Below are 20507 nucleotides of genomic sequence, written 5' to 3' on the forward strand. Positions count from 1 at the left end.
TAATCTTAATTTTATTTAAAAGAATTTAAACGAATTAAATGGATAATATCTCATACTAACTTTTCCTATCATAGCCTCTTTCTTTACAAATCCAAACACACGACTGTCTGTACTATGTTGTCTATTATCCCCCATCACAAAATACGTTCCTTCCGGAACTGTTTTTGATTTCGTACTGCTTAAATATTCTATGTTAAAATCTGGCGTTAGTGGAGCACTTCCTTGAGCTTTAGCCTCTTTTATTTTTTGTTCTAAATATGGTTCTTCTACCTTTTGACCATTAATATAAAGAACATCATTTTTATACTCTATAGTATCTCCTGGAACTCCTATAATCCTCTTAATATAATCATCTGTTTCATTAGCGTGAAATACTACCTCATCTCCACGTTCATAATTTTTACTAAGTTTATTAACAAAAACTTTATCATTATCTGCAAATGTATAATCCATTGAATGACCTTTTACAGTAAATGGTGCAATTACATAGGTGCTAAGTACTAAATAAATAGCTATTGATGCAACAACCACTACTATCCACTCAAATATCTCTTTTAAAAATTTCACTTGGCTATCCCTCTTTATTTTATTATTATGATTTTTAATTCTATCATATCTTATCACAAAAATCAAAAATAACTGTTAAATATATTCAAAATTAATCTACTAATATTTGATATTATATTTTAAATTTAACAGTAATAAATCTAATAGAATCTATTTCATTAAAATTTCTTTTCATTATAATTTATAAACATTAAGTCAAGTTAAAAATAATTTAAATATGTGAATTATAAAACCCTGTAAGACGTCTTGCAAGCGTTAATATCTTTCTGTTGCATTTTATTTTCATTGTGCTATAATCATAGATACGGGAGTCTGTGAACAGTCTGAGAGGAAACATTTAGTTTCGACCGAACCTGATCTGGGTAATGCCAGCGTAGGAAAGTTAATCTTAAAGACCATACTTAGACCCCTTAAAATTATAAGGAGGTTTTTTATTTTGCAAAATTGCAGTATCGCATTACAAATTCTACCGTTAGAAAATAATGATTCTAGGAGAATTAAAACGATAGATAATGTTATACATTATATTCAAAAAAGACATTCCAATGTAGTTATTTCACCTTTTGAAACAGTTATTGAAGGAGAACTCGATGAGCTTATAACTACTTTAAAGGAATGTTTAGTCCTTGCAGGAAAGGACTCTAATAATATTTTTGCTAATGTGAAAATTAATTACGGGAGTATTTTAACAATAGATGAAAAACTTAGTAAGTTTAGTTAATAAATATGCCGCTGCTATTTCTATGATTATTTTACTCATCATTTGGCAAGGAGCTGGTTATTTTAATCTACTCCCAAAATATATTATTCCAACTCCGATTGAAATAGCAAAAGCTTTTATAAAAAATTATCAACTGCTAATTTTTCATAGCAAAGTTACTTTAATAGAAGCTATTATTGGTTTATTTTTAGGAATTATAATAGCTTGGATTCTGGCTTTAATTATGGATAGCATTCTTATTTTAAATAAAAGTATTTATCCTATACTTGTTTTGACTCAAACAATTCCTACCATTGCTATCGCACCTATTTTGGTTCTTTGGTTAGGATATGGTCTTGCACCTAAAATTGTATTAATAGTATTAACAACTACTTTTCCTATCGTTATTAGTATATTAGATGGTTTTAGAAATTGTGATAAAGATATGCTTACCTTGTTAAAACTTATGAATGCTAGCAAACTTCAAATACTTTGGCATGTAAAAATTCCAAATAGTCTCAGTTATTTTTATGCAGGACTTAGAGTAAGTGTATCGTACGCATTTATTGCTGCAGTCGTAGCTGAATGGCTAGGCGGTTTTGAAGGATTAGGTGTTTATATGATTAAAGCAAAGAAATTATTTGAATATGATACTATGTTCGCCATAATAATTCTAGTATCAATTATAAGTTTACTAAGTATAGAGTTAGTAAAACTGAGTGAAAAAAAATTTATTAAGTGGAAATATATAGGAGAAAATCATGAAAAAAATAATAACTAGTTTATTTGCTTTTGTTCTACTAGTATCATTAACTGCATGTGGAACGACAAATAAAGATAACGAAAAAAAAGAATTAAAAAAAATAGATTTTGTTTTAGACTGGGCTATTAATACTAATCACACTGGATTGTTTGTCGCTAAAGAAAAAGGATATTTAGCAGATGTAGGAATAGATCTTGATATTAAACCAGCACCTGAAGATAGTACTTCAGATCTTATCATAAATAATAAAGCCCCATTTGGAATTTATTATCAAGATACAATGGCTAATAAGCTTTCTAAAGGAGCGGGAATCACAGCTGTTGCAGCATTAATCGAACATAATACTTCTGGTATTATTTCTCTTAAAAAAAGTAATATTACTGAACCAAAAGATTTAGTAGGTAAAAAATACGGAACCTGGAATGATCCTGTAGAACTTGCTATGGTTAAATCTTTAGTAGAAAAACAAAACGGAGATTTTAAAAAAATAACTTTAGCACCGAATACTGATAACAATTCTATTACACCTCTAGAAAATGGGTTATTCGACGCTGCTTGGATCTATTATGCATGGGATGGAAAGTTGGCTGAAAATATGAATTTAGATACTAACTTCTTTTATTTGAAGGATTTTTCCAAAGAGTTAGATTACTACTCTCCAATAATTATTGCAAATAATGATTATCTAAAGGAAAATAAAGAAGAAGCAAAAAAAGTTATTCAAGCAATTAAGAAAGGATATGTCTACGCAATTGAACATCCTGAAGAAGCTGCTGATATTTTAATTAAATATGCACCTGAGCTTAAAGAAAAACGCAATTTCATCATTGAATCACAAAAATACTTATCTAAACAATACGCAACTAATAAAGATCGTTGGGGGGAATTTGATCCAAATAGATGGAATGCATTCTACAACTGGGTAAATAAAAATAATATAGTTGAAAAACCTTTGGCAGAAAATACAGGATTTACAAATGACTTAATAAAATAATGACAGTATTATCAATAAAAAACTTATCTTATAGTTATCCAAATAACAATATATTAAAAAATATAAATATTCATGTTAATAAAGGTGAAATAGTTTCTATTCTTGGTGGTAGCGGTGTAGGTAAAACTACATTATTTAATATTATTGCTGGTATTATAGACGTTCAAAAAGGAGAAATAAAAATTCAAAATACTACTAATTTTAAAGGAAAAGTTAGCTATATGCTTCAAAAGGATTTACTTTTAGAGCATAAAACTGTTATAGGAAATATAATCCTTCCACTCTTAATTAAAAAAGTTAATAAAAAAGAAGCTGAAGCTGAAGCAATAAAAAATTTAAAATTATTTAATCTTTTTGAATATAAAGACAAGTATCCAAGCGAGCTAAGTGGTGGTATGCGCCAACGTGTTGCACTTCTTCGTACTTATATGTTCAAAGAAGAATTGTTTCTTTTAGATGAACCTTTTAGTGCATTAGATGCTATTACCAAAATCACGCTACACTCTTGGTATCTAGAAATTTGTAAAACTTTTAACCTTACTACACTTCTTATTACACACGATATTGATGAAGCTATCGAACTTAGTGATAGAATATATATTATAAAAAACAAACCTGGAGAAATCATTTCTGAGATAAATATCAACCTTGATTCAACACAAAAGGATGAACAGAAATTAAAATATAAAAAAGAAATACTATCTATTCTAGGTTTATAAAACTTTCTACAAATAAAAAGAGTTTAAGTTAAAACTTAAACTCTTTTTATTTATTTTTCAATTACTATAAATACTATATTTTTTATTAATCAGATATAATAAAACTGCTGAGAAAATTATTATTAACATGAGTTTAAATCCAAAAACTTCTAACGATAAAAATATTGGTGTTAAATATGTTTTAGTCGCAGAAGCAAACACTAAACAATATCCTAAAGCAACTACTATCATTGTAGGTAATGAAAAAATTAAACTTATTACTACTCCTAAGCTAGCACCTATTGCAAAAAGCGGGGTCACTTCTCCTCCACTGAAACCAACAGCTGTACATAAAGCTGTTAATATTAATTTTAAAATAAAATCATAATAGACTATTTCAGCAGGTTTATAAAGTGAAGTATTAATTAAATTTATTCCTAATGAAGAATATTTAAATTTTGTAAGGATACTTATTAAGATAAATAAAATCAAAAACATCCAAATTATTGTTGTATTATTTAATACGATTTTTTTCAAATATTTTTGACATATTACAAAAAACATTCCTATTAAAATAAAAACTATTTCCACTATCAAAAGCTTAGTAATTGTAGCAAATGTTATATCTGAGAAGTTAAAATCTATCTTTACAAAAAATTTTTCCAATCCTAAATAACAAGATAGTTTTGTGCTGAAATATGCTGAAACTAGAAATATTCCAAATTCAAAAATAATTTCCTTAGTTATTCTCATTTTTTTTCTAGTTATCTCAAAAATAAAAAAAATTGCTGCTATCGGTGTTTGAAACAATGCAGAAAAGCCACAAACCATTCCCAATTTTACTAGAATTTTTTTTCTGATTCTGTAAAATTACTTTTTGATAAATTTAACCCTACTGCACCTCCAAATTGAACAGCAACCCCCTCACGACCAACACTTACTCCTGTTATATGTGCAAAAAACGTATTAGTAATGAGTAATATTGGAAAATACCAACTAACTTTCTCTTTACCATTGTTAGCTGCTGTAATAAAATATTTCATTCCTAGGTCTAGGGTTTTAAAATACTTATTACTGTATTTTGTTAAAATTAAAATTAAAGGAGCTATATATATCAAATAAACATAATAATTTTTACTGCTATTGATTAAGAATAACAGCATCTGACCAAAATAGGAACAACAAATACTTGTAATCAATGTTATCAAAATTGCTCTTAAATAAAAAATTTTATTCATACCTCCTACTCCTTACCTCTTAAATAATTAAAGGAGCTGATAAAAATTTCAACCCCAAACAAACTTATTTATTTTTTTTAAATTTAAATTTCCTCTTCTTAGGCTGATCAAAACTAAAACCTTGACCTATTATGTCATGAACATCAGATATAGTTACAAAAGCATTTGGATCTACAGCATAAACTAATGATTTTAGTCTAGCAACCTCACTTCTCGAAACTACACAATAACCAATATTCATATCTTTTCTTGAGTAACTACCTTGTCCCTTTATAAAAGTTAAACCTCTATCCATATCAGTGTAAACTTTTTGTGTTATTTCTTCTATTTTTGGTGACATTATCATTACTCCTTTTCCAGGAATACCACCTTCAATTAGATAATCTATAATTTTTGTACAAATATAGATATAGATTAGTGTATATAATATCGCTGGAAAACTTTTTAATACCATAAAAGTAAATAGTAAAATTATCCCATCTAATATTTGAATTACACGTCCTACTGAAAAACCAAAATAAACTTGGAATATTTTAGCAATAATATCCACTCCTCCAGTAGTTCCGCCAAAAACAAAAACTATACCAAGTCCAGTCCCAGCTATAATTCCACCAAAAACAGATGCAAGAAGACGATCTCCTCCAATATCAATCACAACATGATAAGTTTCAAAAATTTTTATCCAAAACGTTAGCATTAAAATTCCGTAAATCGTATAAATCATCGTTTTCTTATCTAACATTTTGTATCCTAAGACTAATAATGGAATATTAACTAATAATGTACCATAAGATACTGGTAAACCAAAGGCATATAGGAAAAATAATGCTACTCCTGCTCCACCACCTTCTGCTAGTTTATTCGGCACATTAAAATGTAACAGCGAAAAGGAATAAACAGCACATCCTAGTGCTATAAAAAATAATTCTTTCGTTATTTTTTTCTTATTTATACTTTTAAAATCTAATTTCACAGTATACCTCCCATAAATACTTTACTAAATCATTATATCAGTTTATTTTTTTAAAAACAATATTCTTGATAATTTTTTATAAATAGCTTTGATAATTTTCTCAGAATATTCTTATCTTTCTTTAGACATTCTTATTATTTTGTACTATAATTATAAGTATTAATAAATGGAGGATAACTTAATGAATAAAAACTTCATACCTAATTACCTTACCCTTGGAAATATTTTTTGTGGTTTTATTTCAATATTAACTGCAACACATGGGTATTATGTATGGGCAACTGTCTTTATTATTTTAGCAATGCTTGCTGATAGATACGATGGTATCGTTGCAAGAAAACTTGGTGTTGTATCCGAAATTGGACATGACTTGGACTCTCTATGTGATGTTGTTAGTTTTGGTGTCGCACCTGCTGTTCTTGTTTTTGAAATATTTTTAGCAAATGACAAACCTACAATGACTTTAACCGTAATAGTTGCATTACTATGTGCCATTTACGTTTGTTGTGGAGCATACCGTTTAGCTAGATTTAATGTTACAAAAATGAAAAATGGTTATTATCAAGGTGTTCCTATTACGACATGCGGAACAGTTTTAGCCATAGTTTCACTTTTCAATTTACCTAGTATTGTACTGCTAGTACTATTAGTAGTCAGCTCTTATTTAATGGTAAGTAGTATAAAAATTAAAAAGATATAATAAAAAGGCAAAGAGATTTTCAAACCTGTTTAAAAACTTAGATAAGTTTTTACTATGAATCTTTTCTCTTTGCTTTTTTTATTTATTTTATACAGGTATAAATAACTTCCGCCAACCCCTCAGGATTTTCCCATGCCATCGAATGTCCAGCATCTTTTACTACTTTTACACTAACATCATGTTTAGGAAGTTCTTCATAGTCTGAACCTGGTAATGTTTTTTCTCCAAATATAAAATATTTAGGAACTGCAAAATTATATAACATTATTCTCCACGATGTTTCTCTGATAGTTATTGCATCTTTAGAAATTTGATAAGCAGCTTTTGGTAACCAGTTACGAAGTGTTGCCGCCCACATTGTATTTTTTCCACTTTCACAATATCCTATTAATTTCTGTAATCTCTTTTTGTAATTCTCTTCTGTATATTGTGCTACCGCCCAACTAGTTCGACCTTTAGTCGCTGGATCTAAATTAGGCTCTGTTAATATTAGACGTTCCACACGGTTCTCGCATAAAGAACATAATTCTATCGCTATTGCTCCTCCAAGGCTGTGCCCAAAAAGAATAATTTTTTCTAAATTCAAATCTTCCAAAAATTCTCTCAAGTATTTCGCATGATTTTTCACTTCGTAGGTAAATTCTACAGGTTTATCACTGTATCCCGCACCTAATAAGTCTATCAATATTCTTCGATGTGTTAAAAATTCTTTTTTCATAGCTATTTCTATATAGTCAAATGAACTAGCACATCCTAATCCATGAATAAAAACAATCGGAGTTTGTTCACCAGGAAAATCATTGTATCGTATTTTATAATTTTGATTTCTCAGCTTATATTCTTTCATAAAGTTACTACCTCTTAAAAAGTTAATTTACCCCCATTATACCATCTATTGTTTTAATTATCATTTATTAAATGGTTATTTCTTTTTTTTTTCTCAATTTTGTTATATAATTTTATAGGTTAAATATAAAAAAAGGAGAATATATTAATGATATTTACTGAAATTAGTAGCGATGAATTGCAGAAGTTTCAAAATGAAAATAACGATCGTTATTTCTTCTCACAGTCTGCCGAATATAGTAAAATGGCAAAAAATAACAATCTTAAGACAAAAATTTTAGCGGTTAAAAAAAATAACGAAATACTTGCTTATGGTACTTTTATTTATTTTCAATATAAAAAATTCTTTTATAAAGCTACAGCTCAATTTGGACCAATAATGGACTACTCTAATACTGAATTAGTTAAATTCTATTTTAATCAACTAAAACAATATTTTTCTAAAGATTTACGTGTTCTTTGTGTTCGAGTTAATCCATTTATTAATGAAAAAATTTATAATGATGTAGAATTTATTAAAAATAATGATGTAGCAATTAACATTAATAAAATTTTAAAATCTTTGAACTACAATGCTCTTAATGATGATTTATTCACAAATCCTACTCTAGCATCTCGTTGCGTATTTTCTAAAGAATTAGATGAAAATATTACCGAGGATTCTTTATTAAAGAATATTTCTCAAATTGCGAGATATACTATTAATAGAACTATAAAAGAGGGTGTCCTTGTTAGAGAAATTGATATTTTTAATGAAGAAGATGCAAAAGTTTTTGATATGATAAATCGTGATACAGAGAGTAGAATCAATTTTGAAATTAGAGATAACGAATATTTCAAATCTCTTAAGGAAAATCTAGGTGACAAACTCCATCTTCTTGTTTCTTATATTGATTGTTCATTATTTATTGAAACTACAAATAATACTATTGCTAATTTGGAAAAAGAAAGACAAGACCTAATTGAAAAATTAGAACAAGGAAAAGTTAATGCCAAAAAAGCCAATAATAGAATTAAGGAATATGATGAAAATATTGCGATTTGGTATAAAAAAATCGATAAAATTAGTGAACTTAAAGAAGAAAATGGAAATATTATAAATTTATCATGCGCCAGTTTTATTGAATCTGGTCAAGATTTAATTTATTTCACCAGTGGAGCTATACAAAAATTCCATCGCTATGAAGGACCGTATGCAATTTTATTTAATATGATGAAATTTGCTATTAAAAATAATTTTAAATATTTTAATTTCTTTGGTACAGCAAAAGATTTTGAATCCGAAGAATCTGCAGACTATGGTGTACTTCAATTCAAACGTAATTTTAATGGAAATGTAGAATATTTTATGGATAATTATGAAATTAGAAATAATATCGGAAAAATCTGGAAAATATAATAGCAAAAATAACCACCTTTTAAAGGTGGTTATTTTTTATTCATCTGATTTTTTCACAGATTTCTTAGCTGTAACTTTCTTTACTCTCTCTTTTTTTTGAGGTTTATTGTTCTCAGGATACATAACTTTATCCACCAATCCATAAGCACATGCTTCTTCTGCTGTTAGATAATTATCACGCTCTGTATCTCTTTCTATTGCTTTTAATGTCTGTCCTGTTCTATCTGATAAAATTTTATTTAACTTCTCACGAGTTCTTAATATATGTTTAGCAGCTATTTCAATTTCTGTTGCTTGTCCTTGAGCTCCTCCTAATGGCTGGTGAATCATAACTTCAGCATTTGGTAAGCAATATCTTTTCCCAATAGTTCCAGCAGCCAATAAGAATGCCCCCATACTCGCTGCCATTCCCATACAAATAGTAACAACGTCACATTTTATATGTTGCATTGTATCATAAATAGCAAACCCTGCCGTTACACTACCCCCTGGTGAATTTATGTAGAAATAAATATCTTTTTCACTATCTTGTGCTTCTAAAAATAAAAGCTGACTAGTTATTGAATTAGCAACCTGATCATTTACATCAGAACCTAAAATTATAATTCTATCTTTCAAAAGTCTTGAATAAATATCGTACGCTCTCTCTCCTTGAGAAGTTTGCTCTATTACTGTAGGAATTAAATTCATTCTCTCTCCTCCTAATTTTATTCTCACTTGATATTATATATCAAATTTGGTCAATAAGCAAATTTTTACGATAATAAATAGTTTTCACTTTTATATTATAAAACTCCTTGCAGTTTATTTTCATCATTACATGATTTTCTATTTATAATCTATAAGAATGTTCTTTAAAGTTTCCTACTATAGTGTTAACAGCTGTCACAGTGATAAATGCTTCTGGACAATTTTTTGATACTAATTTTTTTAATAAATACATTTCATTTTGTTGAATAACTAAGATAATCATTCTTTTTTTCTTATGTGTATATCCCCCTTCGACATCCAGTATAGTTGATCCTCGATGTAGCGTATTGTTTATTATCTCAACCATTTTTTCTGGACAGTTACAGATTATCGTACATTGGATATATGCCGAGAAAAATTTTTGAACTCCCTTCATAGTTTGGTTCCGAACAAAACTCATAACTAATGCGTACATTACATATTTTATGTCAAAGAAAATCCAAACTATCACATAAATTAAAATATCCTGAATTAAAAATACAGTGGGTAAATTAATTTTTAATTTGCAAGAGAAGAATTTACCCGTAATATCTGTCCCACCTGTTGATGCACCACCTACCAAAAGACAACACATAGCAAGTCCTGAAATAATTCCACAAAAGATTGCTGCTACCAATGAATCGCCCAAATGAACAGGGGTTATAAGTTTTGGTAAATTATTAATAAGAAATGATGACGCACTTATAACTATTCCTGTTAATATTATAAATCTTCTACTTACATACCTATAACCTATATAAAATAATGGAACATTTAAAAGAAACTGTGCTGTCCCTATTTTTACTCCTGTCAATTTATTCATTACCAAACTAAGCCCTAATGCCCCTCCTGCACCTATATTGTTTGCAGGTAACAATAATCCAGCATAGATAGCAAATAATATAGAACCTACTATTAAAAGAAAAATATTTTTAAAATTTTTATGTCTTTCCGTCGTGTAAATAGTATCTGATAATTCCATGAATCCCTATTCCTTTTTTCTTTATCTTTCTTTATATTTTAATACAAATAAAAAATAAATCAAGAGATATGAAAATATAAATTTACAATTTTAATTATTGACATTTTATGATAAAATTTAATTAATGAAATTTTATATTTAGTATTTATATTTGGACAATTTTATACGAAGCAAAAAGGAGCAATTTTATGATAAAACTCTATAATACTTTGACAAAGCAAAAAGAAATTTTAAAGACTATTGAAGAAGACAAAGTTAAAATGTATGTGTGCGGTCCTACTGTTTATAATTATATTCATATTGGAAATGCACGTCCTATTATTGTTTTTGACGTTGTTAGAAAATATTTAGAACACAGTGGTTACGAAGTGGATTTTATTTCAAATTTCACTGATGTTGATGATAAAATTATTAAAGCTAGTAATGAAGAAGGAATCAGTACACATGAGCTTGCCAATAAATATATTGAAGCATTTTATAAGGATTATGATGCACTAGGATGTAAACGTGCAACTAAAAATCCAAGAGTTAGTGAGTATATGAACGAAATTATCAATTTTATTCAAAATCTTATTGATGAAGATTACGCTTATAAATCACATGGTGATGTCTATTTTAGAACTAGAAAAAAAGAAGATTATGGAAAACTTAGCAAACAATCAATAGATGATTTAATTTGTGGTGCTAGAATTGAAGTTGGAGAACATAAAGAAGATCCACTCGATTTTGCACTTTGGAAAAAAGCAAAACCTGGCGAAGTAAAATGGGATAGCCCATTTGGTGAAGGACGCCCTGGATGGCATATAGAATGTTCTGTAATGGCAAAAGAAACTTTGGGTGAAACAGTTGATATTCATGCTGGTGGTCAAGATTTAACATTCCCACATCATGAAAATGAAATAGCCCAGTCGGAATGTCATAATCACAAAACATTTAGTAACTATTGGATGCATAATGCCTTTATTAATATTGATAATGTGAAGATGAGTAAATCTCTTGGAAATTTTCGTCTAGTAAAAGACATTATCGCCGAAGTTAATCCTATGGTACTTCGTTTATTTATGCTTAGTGTACACTATAGAACACCTATCAATTACACTTTAGAAAATATTGAGTTAGCTAAAACTAATTTTGAAAAAATAAAAACCGCCTATCAAAATCTACAATTTAGATTAAACAATAAAATGATGGAAGAAAAACTAGATAATGAAGTTATCAGTAATATTACTAATGAATTAGAAAAATTCGAAGAATATATGCAAGATGATTTTAACACCGCTAATGCTCTTTCTTCTTGGTACGAAGTTGTTAGGATTACAAATTCATATACAGCAAAAAGTTCCGTAAATAAAGAAACGCTTGAACTTCTTAATGCTGCATTCGAAACTTATAGTTCTATTTTAGGAATAAATATTAAAGAAAACTATGATCTTGATAACACCTATATTGAAAATTTAATTGCTGAACGTGAAACTGCTAGAAAAAATCGTGATTTTTCTTTAGCTGATAAAATCCGTGATGATTTAAAAGGACAAGGTATTATTTTAGAAGACACAAAACAAGGAGTAAGATGGAAAAAAATATAAATTTTAAATTTACCAAAAAAAACTTTACTAACTCAGAGCAACTGCAATCACTAACTCTTGCATATATTGGAGATAGTATTTATGATATTATGAGTAGAGAATATGTTATAAAAAATCATCTTGGAAAAATTAATGATCTTCATAAAACTGTTTCCACTATAGTCTCAGCACGTGCACAAGCCAGTTTTATGTTGAAAATTTTAGAAAATAATATTCTAAATAAAAATGAAGAAAAAATATTCAACAGAGCAAAAAATCAAAAAAACAACACTAAAGCAAAAAACGCCAGCATTATAGAATATAAACTTGCTACTGGTTTAGAGGCTGTTTTTGGATATCTGTATTTAGAAAAAAACTTTGATAGATTGGAGGAAATGTTTAATTACATAATAAATATATATGAAAAAAAATAATAATTACTATAAAGAACTTCGAAAAAAAAATAACGAGAAAAAAATTATCTTGGACAATGAAATGAATAGCGACAAAGAGGTTATTGCAGGAAGAAACGCTATTATTGAAGCAATAAAATCTGGACGTGAGATTAATAAAATTCTTTTCCAAGAAGGTATTGAAAAAGGTAGATTAAAATCTATTTTTGCTTTAGCCAATGAGAAAAAAATTATTTGTCAAGAAGTCCCAAAAAGAAAATTAGATAATTCTACAACCGAACGCCATCAAGGTGTCATTGCCTTTGTTGCTCCATATAACTACTTTGAACTTGATGAAGTTCTTAACAGTTTAGAAATTAATAAAAACACTACATTACTTTTGTTAGATCATATTGAAGACCCTCATAATCTTGGGGCAATTATTAGAACTGCAGAAGCTAGTGGTGTAAAAGGTGTAATTATCCCAAAACGTCGTGCTGCAGTAGTTAGTCAAACTACAGTAAAAGCTTCAGCGGGTGCTATCGAACACATACCGGTTGTTCGTGTATCCAGTCTTGTTGATGCCATAAAAAAACTTAAAGAAAAAGGATTTTGGATTGCTGGAACAACGTTAGCCGACCACTCTGAAGAATATACTAAAATTGCAAAAGATGTCCCATTAGTCATTATCATTGGTAATGAAGGAGAAGGAATGAGTAAGATAGTCACTAATGAATGTGATTTTTTATACCACCTTCCAATGCTTGGAAAAATACAAAGTTTAAATGCTTCAGTAGCTGCAGGAATAGTTATGTACGAGAGGATAAATAATATTAATGATTAAAATCCTCAAAACTGATCATGAAAAAAAATTAGCCTTTGAACTTAGGAAAAAAGTATTTGTCGTTGAACAAAATGTTCCATTAAATCTTGAAATAGATAATTATGACTTTCTTAATTCAACAGTCCATCTAGGATATTTTGAAAAAGATAAACTTATTGGCGTAGCCAGAATTATAGATTTAGATAAAGAAACCATTCGTATTGGTCGTGTTGCAGTTGACAAGCAATATAGATCTTTAGGTATTGGAAAAAAACTTTTGTTAGAATGTGAAGAAGTTATTAAAGAGCTACTACAAAAAAATTTCAATATAATTCTGTCTGCACAACTTCAAGTCGAAAATTTCTACAAAACCTTAGGTTATATTAGAATAAATGATACTATCTACCTAGATGCTGGAATTGAACATATTGATATGAGAAAATCAATCTCTTGTTAGGAGGTGTTATTATGAAAAAACAATATTTATTTATCGATGGTTATAATTTATTATTTCGCATGAAAGAATATGAACTTATAAAAAGTTCAACATTTCCAACAGAGCGTGATACTCTAATTGATATTCTTAAAGAATATGCTGGAGGACATAATTACATTGTTTACTGTATCTTTGATGCTTACCTTACTCGTTCAAAAGAATACATAAAAGAAGAAGCCCCTATTAGTATAGTTTACACTAAAACTGGTGAAAAAGCAGATCAATGGATAGAAAGAAAAACTAGAGAACTTCGCATAGAACACTTTGTTGATATTATTGTAGTTAGTGATGATCATGATGAGCGTGATACAACTCTTGGATATGGTGCAATTTTACGTGATTGCCATATGTTTATAAAAGAACTTAAAGAAAGAAAAAAGAACATTTCAAACCTTGCCAAAAAACATAATACTTCTAATAGAATTAAAAATCGTCATATTAGAATGAGCGATAAAGATAGAAAAAAATTAGAGAATTTTTTAAAAGGTGGTAAATTTTAAAAAATAAGGATAGATGCTGAATTCTGCAATCTATCCTTATTTTAATTTTATATCACATATTATTCATACGAACATATGATTACGTTCTTAGTTTTTTTATTTTAAATTTTAATATCTTAAGTACATATAAAACTCAAAACTATCTCATCGTTACGAATTCTTCTGAACCAGTTGGATGAATTGCCACCGTATCATCAAAGTCCTGCTTTGTCGCTCCCATTTTAATTGCCACTGCAAATCCTTGTATCATTTCATCGATACCGAATCCAATTCCATGAAGACCAATAATCTTTTCTTCCTTCCCTAAAGTTATAATTTTCATAACACTTGGTTGCCTATTACTTGTAACAGCAGAATACATTGGAGTAAAACTAGACTTATATACTTTTATATCTTCTTCGCCAAATTCTTTAATAGCTGACTCTTCCGTATAACCAATAGCACCAATTGGCGGATGTGAAAATATTACTGTCGCTACATTAGTATAATCTAAATGCTCATCTACTTTTCCATTAAACAATCTTTCTGAAAGCCTTCTTCCTGCTGCCACTGCTACTGGAGTTAATGCAATACGTCCTGTCACATCACCAACTGCATAGATACCATCTACATTTGTATTTTGATATTTATCAGTTGGAATATACCCACGTTCATCTATCTTAACCCCTGCTACTTCTAAATTTAAATTTTCTGTTACAGGTTTTCTCCCTATCGCCCATATTAACAAATCTACTATGGTTTCTCTTCCATCCTCAAGAATCAATGTTACACTTCCATCTTCATTTTTTTTAAGTTTTTTGGGAGTTGCATGATTGTGAAGAATTGGCCCTTCTTTTTCCATTACTTCTACCAAAGTATTAACAATATCTTTATCAAATTTTCTTAAAGGTATATCTCTTCTTACAAAAAGATGAGTTTCCACCCCTAAACCATTAAACACTCCAGCAAGCTCTACTGCTATATATCCTGCACCTACTACAGCAATTCTTTTTGGGAGTTCTTTAAGTGCGAACACTTCATTAGAAGTAATTCCATATTCTGCACCCTCAATATCAGGAATACTAGGTTTTCCTCCTGTCGCAATTAATATATGATTTGAACTATATTGTTTTCCATTTACTTCAACAGTGTTTTTATCAATAAATTTTGCGTAACCTTTAATCACATCAACCTTATTATTACTTAATCCTCTTTCATAAGAGCCGTGTATTCTATCAATGTAGGCTGATCTATTTTCTACTAAACTAGAAAAATCAAAGTCTAAATTTTCAAAAGTAAAACCATAATCATTAGCATATAATTTTAAACTTTCAGAAATTTGTGATGCATGCCACATAACTTTTTTCGGAACACATCCAACATTTACACATGTTCCACCAAGTTCATTTCCTTCTATTAACAAGCCTTTTTGTCCATACATAGCCGCTCTATTTATAGAAGCAATACCACCACTTCCACCACCAATAGCTATATAGTCATATTGTTTTATCATATTTTCACCTCTTATAAATAATGAATTTTTACAAAAGTATCAAACTTCCTAAAATAAAATATCATTCATTATATCTATTACTTTATTTTCTATCGAAGATTACAATATAGGAATAAAATTTCAATTGCATACAAATAACATATCAATACATACAATTTTTCTTTGTAATCTTTCCTTAATATAGTATGCAATATTTATTTTTTTTCTTCAATAAATATGCTTACAAAACTTTTGTTAAAGTAACAAAAACTACCTTATAAAATTTTTTCAATAAATAAATTCTTAAAAATTTTATAAGATAGTCTATCGAACCCTAATTTGTTTTTTATTCTAATCTAAATCTTCATTTGACTTAATTAGAACTTTTATCTCTTTTCCTGCCATAACAGCTTCAAAAGCATCTCTTGATTTTTCTAATGGATAAATTTTTGTTATCATTTTATCAACAGCTATTTTATTATTTTCTAATAAATTTAGTGCTAAATGCCATGAGGAAGGTTTTTGTGATCTTGAACCAATATATCTAATTTCTCTTTGAATTATGCTTTCTTGATCAAATTCATTCATTTTTTTAGCAAATAAACCTATTTGAACAAAATCTCCTTTTTTCTTCATAAGTGGTAATGCATTATTAACTGCAAAGACTGAACCCGAACAATCAAATATTTTATCAACTCCATATCCGTCAGTTTCATCTAACACTACTTGTCTCAAATCTTCTATCAAACTATCTACTGCCAAGTCTATTCCGATTTCTTTTGCCAAATCTAGTCTTGGTTTATCTTGTGTTATCCCTGTAATTATTACTTTTGCTCCATTTGCTTTTGCTACCTGTGCAGCTAATAAACCAATAGGTCCAGGTCCAATTACTAAAATCGTTTCTCCTTCGTTAATACTAGTTTTTTCCATAACCGAATGTGTGCAACAAGCCAATGGTTCTGTTAACGCTGCTGCTTTAAGACTAATTTTATCTGACAGTACATGGCAACTTTCTTCACGGCTCAATACAAATCTCGCCATACTACCATTTGCTTGTGTTCCTATGCCTTTTCTACTATCACAAAGATTGTAGTCTTTAGATTCACAATAGATACATTCTTCACAAGTTTCAAATGTTGTTTCACTAGTTACTCTATCTCCTACTTTAATATTTTTCACATCTGGTCCAACCTCAACAACAACTCCAGAAAATTCATGTCCTAATGTTACTGGCAATCCTTTTACATTATATTCACCTTTAAAAGTATGAATATCAGAACCACAAATTCCAGTATATGCCACTTTTATTTTTACTCTATCTCCATAGATTTTCGGTTCTTCTGAATCTAATAATTCTAAATTATCATATCCTGCTTTTGTTTTTACTACAGCCAGCATATTTTTTCCTCTCTTTCTTTAACTTTGTGGAAGAATAAGAACTTTTCCAAATGGTTCATTTCTTCCAAGTATCATCTCAAATGCCTTATCAACATCTCTTAGCGAAAATTTATGTGTTACCAAACTTTCTACATCAATTTTATTTTTGGAAATCAAATCAATAGCATTACTCCATTCCCTTCCTGGGAATGGTGCAGAGTATGAATTCCAAAAACCTTTCAAAGTTAACTCTTTTCTAAAAATATTTTCAAAAGCTTTTTCCTTTAATGTTACATCTTTGTAAGCAATTCCTAAGTATCCTACCTTACCATGTTTTTTTGTAAGAAGTAATGCTTGTTCTTGAGTTATTGTACTACCTGCACATTCCAAAGCAATATCTACACCAACATCATTAGTAAATTCTAGAATTTTTTCCTCTAGATTTTCTTCTAAAGAATTTATTGTATATGTTGCACCTAATTTCTTAGCAAGTTTTAATTTTCTATTATCAATATCTACTACTATAACTTTTGAGGCTCCAGCTGAAATAATCGCTTGTAACACCAACATCCCTATAGTCCCCGCTCCTAGTATAACTACAGTATCACCTAAATCAATATCTATTCCCATTACCGCATGCATAACTACAGCAAGTGGTTCTATAAAACTTGCCTTATCATAATCCAAATCACCTATATTTAGCAAATTATCTTCAGGAATAATTGAATATTCTGCAAAACCACCAAATTTTTGCGAACCTATCATTTTATAATTTTCACACATTGAGTATATTGATTGTTTACAATATTCACATTTATTACACGGCATAAAAGGTACACAAACTACTCTATCGCCTATTTTAAATTTTGTAACATCTTTCCCACATTCTACAACTTCTCCGCAATATTCATGTCCAATAATTGCTGGATAACCATATTTCCATTTTGTTTGCATCTTGTGAATATCTGAACCACAAATTCCACATGAGTAAACTCTTATTTTCACTTCCTTTTCTCTACAAGCAATATCTTTCACTTCTCTATAATCAAACTTCGCATGTTCATATAAGACTGAAGCTTTCATATTTAATTCCTCTTTTCTTAAATTTATTTCGTTTAAAATAATTGGCGTCTAGATATTACTAAAAAATTATTACACCTTAGACGCCATTTAATTAAACAGTTACATTTTAATAAAATAATTGTGAGAATTTCAAAATAATCCAGTTAAAGAAATTACCACCAAGATCCAATGAACTTAGACTTGAATGTCCATGACTAAATTGATCAATACCTTGCATTAGTTGTGTATGAACTCCTATAAAATCTGTTGCCATAAGTAGTGATAATGCAATAACAAATGTTCCTGCTAATACTGAGTGGAAGATATTCCCCTTTCTGCTAGCCACAATAAATGACACATAAAATGGAATAGTCGCTAAATCTCCAAATGGTAATACTTTATTCCCTGGAATAATAATCGCAAGTAATAATGTAATAGGAACCAAAATTAAACCAGTCGCTATATTAGATGGATGTCCAATAGACACAGCTGCATCCAAACCAATATATAAATCACGACCTTTGTATTTAGTTTTCATATAATCACGAACTGATTCAGAGATTGGAATTAATCCTTCCATAAGCAGTTTAACCATACGTGGCATCAACATCATAAATGCACCCATAGCAACTCCAGTTTTTAAAATGGCACCAACATCTCTAAAATCTACTAGTGCTTGCAAAATCATTCCTAAGATTACTCCAACTACCATCGGCTCTCCAAAAATACCAAAACGTTTTTGAATTGTTTCTGAATCAATATGAATATCTTTAATAACAGGAATTTTCGAAATTACCCAACCAATAGGAATTCCTAAAAATCCAAATGCTGCTGTAGAACCTGTAGGTAATGAAATACCTTTTAATCCATAAACATCTTGAACCATTTTTTGAGTTCTATCAGCCATAACAAGAACCATTACTTCATAAAGCACAGCACATAAAATACTAAATGTCCATGAACCACCTGAAACTATCCACCCTGTAGCACCTGCTGCAATAAAATGCCAATAATTCCAAATATCAATATCAAGTGTTTTAGTTAATTTCAATGCAATTAAAATAATATTTACTACAACACAAATCGGAATCAAAATTGCAGCAACTGGTGAGGCCCATGAACCCGCAGCAGCACCTGGCCATCCAACATCGATAGTACTTAATGAAATACTATACTTCTCAACCAATTTTTCTGTAATAGGTCCCAAATTTGTAGTAAGAATACCTACTACAACGTTAATTCCAACAAAACCTATACCAATAGTCAATGCTGATCTTACAGCTTTACCCACTGGAACTCTAAATATAATAGCTAAAATAAATATTGCTATAGGTAAAATAACAGTCGGCCCTAAGCCTAAAATATAATTAGTTGCATCAAGTATCTTTTGCATAATATCTTTCTCCTTATTTATAAATTTTGTTCCTTATCTAATAAAAGAAATATTCTATTTCTCCCATAGATTTTTTAATACCACTTTTTATTTTAAATAACTTAAAATTTCTTCATCTAGTTCTTCTTCACCAAATCCCATAATATAACTTGTCGCAATAATACTTGGAATTGAGTATGTAGTTGGTAAAATTGTAGTAGAGACTATTAAATCAGCTTCATTTTGTAATCCTGCTGCTTCTGCAATTTTTATCTGCTTGATATCTACATCAAGATTATTTTTCTTTACTAACTCCTCTACTTTTGAAACTACGATTGTAGAAGTTGCGATTCCTGCTCCACATGCTATTAATACTCTTTTTGTCATTTTCTTAGTTCTCCTTGTTTTTTATTATATTTAAAATTTGTTTTTTATCATTACTTTGCAAAATACCATTATAAAAATCTTTCTCAGAAAATCTTCTTATAATATTAGATAACACACTAACCTGATTTTCATTTTTACTTATTAAAAGTAATAAAAATACTCCTACTTCTAAATCTTTCGAATTAGTACCCATATCTCTGAAAAATATATTTTTTTGAGGTTTCACCACCGCTATTGCATCTTTTTTTATATATTTCGAATCTGTATGCGGTATAGCAATACAATATTCAGGAAATTCAAGTCCAGTCGGAAAAACTTTTTCTCTTTCTAGGACTGCCTCAGCATATCCCTCATTTAAAAAATCTTTCTCATCTAGTTCTTTAACTACATTAAATAGTACCTCTTGGAAATTTTCCCCTTCTACTTCTAAATAAATATTATCTTCTGTAAATAAATTTTCCATAAAAACACCT

24 protein-coding genes and 1 riboswitch are annotated in these 20507 nt (G+C 29.0%); of the genes, 11 read left to right on the top strand and 13 right to left on the bottom strand.

The features are described from left to right. Positions 1-15: 15 nt before the first annotated feature. The gene (gene lepB, locus H612_RS0107135) at positions 16-567 is read right to left on the bottom strand and encodes a signal peptidase I (protein ID WP_027130820.1); all 552 of its coding nucleotides are present in this window, start codon (positions 565-567) and stop codon (positions 16-18) included. A 294-nt stretch (positions 568-861) separates the two neighbouring features. Beyond that, positions 862-964, top strand: a riboswitch (TPP riboswitch). A 39-nt stretch (positions 965-1003) separates the two neighbouring features. On the opposite strand from lepB, the gene H612_RS0107140 reads away from it, so the two are divergent. Genes H612_RS0107140 through H612_RS0107155 form a run of 4 tightly spaced genes read left to right on the top strand, consistent with a single transcriptional unit; the run spans position 1004 to position 3743 of the window. Beyond that, the gene (locus tag H612_RS0107140) at positions 1004-1288 is read left to right on the top strand and encodes a thiamine-binding protein (protein ID WP_027130821.1); all 285 of its coding nucleotides are present in this window, start codon (positions 1004-1006) and stop codon (positions 1286-1288) included. Next, entirely contained in the window at positions 1263-2048 is a 786-nt protein-coding gene (locus H612_RS0107145) for an ABC transporter permease (protein WP_027130822.1), read from the top strand. Before H612_RS0107140 ends, H612_RS0107145 begins: the two co-directional genes overlap by 26 nt. Further along, positions 2029-3024, top strand: coding sequence for an ABC transporter substrate-binding protein (locus H612_RS0107150; protein ID WP_027130823.1), 996 nt, complete (start codon positions 2029-2031; stop codon positions 3022-3024). The genes H612_RS0107145 and H612_RS0107150 overlap by 20 nt, the downstream gene beginning before the upstream one ends. Beyond that, complete coding sequence (locus tag H612_RS0107155; protein WP_027130824.1) at positions 3024-3743, top strand: ABC transporter ATP-binding protein; 720 nt, start codon at positions 3024-3026, stop codon at positions 3741-3743. The genes H612_RS0107150 and H612_RS0107155 overlap by 1 nt, the downstream gene beginning before the upstream one ends. 57 nt (positions 3744-3800) lie before the next feature. Here H612_RS0107155 and H612_RS09300 read toward each other — a convergent pair whose 3' ends face one another. The 3 genes from H612_RS09300 to H612_RS0107165 all read right to left on the bottom strand — a co-directional run bounded on the left by H612_RS09300 (position 3801) and on the right by H612_RS0107165 (position 5933). Continuing rightward, on the bottom strand, positions 3801-4553 hold the full coding sequence (locus H612_RS09300) for a chloride channel protein (RefSeq protein ID WP_281170305.1): 753 nt from the start codon (positions 4551-4553) through the stop codon (positions 3801-3803). 11 nt (positions 4554-4564) lie between these two features. Further along, complete coding sequence (locus H612_RS10410) at positions 4565-4960, bottom strand: chloride channel protein (protein WP_281170301.1); 396 nt, start codon at positions 4958-4960, stop codon at positions 4565-4567. A gap of 64 nt (positions 4961-5024) precedes the next feature. Further along, positions 5025-5933 (bottom strand): YitT family protein, encoded by a 909-nt coding sequence (locus tag H612_RS0107165; protein WP_027130825.1) that lies wholly within the window; start codon positions 5931-5933, stop codon positions 5025-5027. Positions 5934-6114: 181 nt separating this feature from the next. Here H612_RS0107165 and pssA point away from each other — a divergent pair, with 181 nt between their 5' ends. Beyond that, on the top strand, positions 6115-6633 hold the full coding sequence (pssA, locus tag H612_RS0107170) for a CDP-diacylglycerol--serine O-phosphatidyltransferase (protein ID WP_027130826.1): 519 nt from the start codon (positions 6115-6117) through the stop codon (positions 6631-6633). Positions 6634-6715: 82 nt separating this feature from the next. Here the strand turns inward: pssA and H612_RS0107175 are convergent, their stop codons facing one another. Further along, positions 6716-7480, bottom strand: coding sequence for an alpha/beta fold hydrolase (locus H612_RS0107175; RefSeq protein WP_027130827.1), 765 nt, complete (start codon positions 7478-7480; stop codon positions 6716-6718). A gap of 147 nt (positions 7481-7627) precedes the next feature. On the opposite strand from H612_RS0107175, the gene H612_RS0107180 reads away from it, so the two are divergent. Beyond that, positions 7628-8878: a peptidoglycan bridge formation glycyltransferase FemA/FemB family protein gene (locus tag H612_RS0107180; protein WP_027130828.1), complete on the top strand. Its 1251-nt coding sequence runs from the start codon at positions 7628-7630 to the stop codon at positions 8876-8878. Between the two features lie 36 nt (positions 8879-8914). Here the strand turns inward: H612_RS0107180 and clpP are convergent, their stop codons facing one another. Both clpP and H612_RS0107190 read right to left on the bottom strand, forming a co-directional pair. Then, positions 8915-9568: an ATP-dependent Clp endopeptidase proteolytic subunit ClpP gene (gene clpP, locus H612_RS0107185; protein ID WP_027130829.1), complete on the bottom strand. Its 654-nt coding sequence runs from the start codon at positions 9566-9568 to the stop codon at positions 8915-8917. A 142-nt stretch (positions 9569-9710) separates the two neighbouring features. Beyond that, complete coding sequence (locus H612_RS0107190; protein ID WP_027130830.1) at positions 9711-10589, bottom strand: YitT family protein; 879 nt, start codon at positions 10587-10589, stop codon at positions 9711-9713. Positions 10590-10777: 188 nt separating this feature from the next. Between H612_RS0107190 and cysS the strand changes: the two genes are divergently transcribed. Genes cysS through H612_RS0107215 form a run of 5 tightly spaced genes read left to right on the top strand, consistent with a single transcriptional unit; the run spans position 10778 to position 14365 of the window. After that, a complete protein-coding gene (gene cysS / locus H612_RS0107195; protein WP_027130831.1) occupies positions 10778-12175 on the top strand; it encodes a cysteine--tRNA ligase in 1398 nt (465 codons plus the stop codon). After that, positions 12160-12588 (top strand): Mini-ribonuclease 3, encoded by a 429-nt coding sequence (locus H612_RS0107200; protein ID WP_027130832.1) that lies wholly within the window; start codon positions 12160-12162, stop codon positions 12586-12588. Before cysS ends, H612_RS0107200 begins: the two co-directional genes overlap by 16 nt. Continuing rightward, positions 12575-13390, top strand: a complete 816-nt coding sequence (gene rlmB / locus H612_RS0107205; RefSeq protein WP_027130833.1) for a 23S rRNA (guanosine(2251)-2'-O)-methyltransferase RlmB — start codon at positions 12575-12577, stop codon at positions 13388-13390. Before H612_RS0107200 ends, rlmB begins: the two co-directional genes overlap by 14 nt. Then, positions 13383-13826: a GNAT family N-acetyltransferase gene (locus H612_RS0107210; RefSeq protein WP_035500450.1), complete on the top strand. Its 444-nt coding sequence runs from the start codon at positions 13383-13385 to the stop codon at positions 13824-13826. The genes rlmB and H612_RS0107210 overlap by 8 nt, the downstream gene beginning before the upstream one ends. Before the next feature lie 11 nt (positions 13827-13837). Next, the gene (locus H612_RS0107215; RefSeq protein WP_027130835.1) at positions 13838-14365 is read left to right on the top strand and encodes an NYN domain-containing protein; all 528 of its coding nucleotides are present in this window, start codon (positions 13838-13840) and stop codon (positions 14363-14365) included. A gap of 139 nt (positions 14366-14504) precedes the next feature. Here H612_RS0107215 and gorA read toward each other — a convergent pair whose 3' ends face one another. The 6 genes from gorA to H612_RS0107245 form a co-directional block, all read right to left on the bottom strand. After that, positions 14505-15857: a glutathione-disulfide reductase gene (gorA, locus tag H612_RS0107220; RefSeq protein ID WP_027130836.1), complete on the bottom strand. Its 1353-nt coding sequence runs from the start codon at positions 15855-15857 to the stop codon at positions 14505-14507. Positions 15858-16187: 330 nt separating this feature from the next. Beyond that, complete coding sequence (locus tag H612_RS0107225) at positions 16188-17234, bottom strand: zinc-binding dehydrogenase (protein ID WP_027130837.1); 1047 nt, start codon at positions 17232-17234, stop codon at positions 16188-16190. A gap of 18 nt (positions 17235-17252) precedes the next feature. Then, a complete protein-coding gene (locus tag H612_RS0107230) occupies positions 17253-18296 on the bottom strand; it encodes a galactitol-1-phosphate 5-dehydrogenase (RefSeq protein WP_027130838.1) in 1044 nt (347 codons plus the stop codon). Positions 18297-18402: 106 nt separating this feature from the next. Next, positions 18403-19668 (bottom strand): PTS galactitol transporter subunit IIC, encoded by a 1266-nt coding sequence (locus H612_RS0107235; protein ID WP_027130839.1) that lies wholly within the window; start codon positions 19666-19668, stop codon positions 18403-18405. Positions 19669-19755: 87 nt separating this feature from the next. Continuing rightward, entirely contained in the window at positions 19756-20034 is a 279-nt protein-coding gene (locus H612_RS0107240) for a PTS sugar transporter subunit IIB (RefSeq protein WP_027130840.1), read from the bottom strand. A gap of 4 nt (positions 20035-20038) precedes the next feature. Continuing rightward, entirely contained in the window at positions 20039-20497 is a 459-nt protein-coding gene (locus H612_RS0107245) for a PTS sugar transporter subunit IIA (protein ID WP_027130841.1), read from the bottom strand. Positions 20498-20507 lie beyond the last annotated feature (10 nt).

The organism is Gemella cuniculi DSM 15828 (genome assembly GCF_000425665.1).
GTDB lineage: Bacteria > Bacillota > Bacilli > Staphylococcales > Gemellaceae > Gemella > Gemella cuniculi.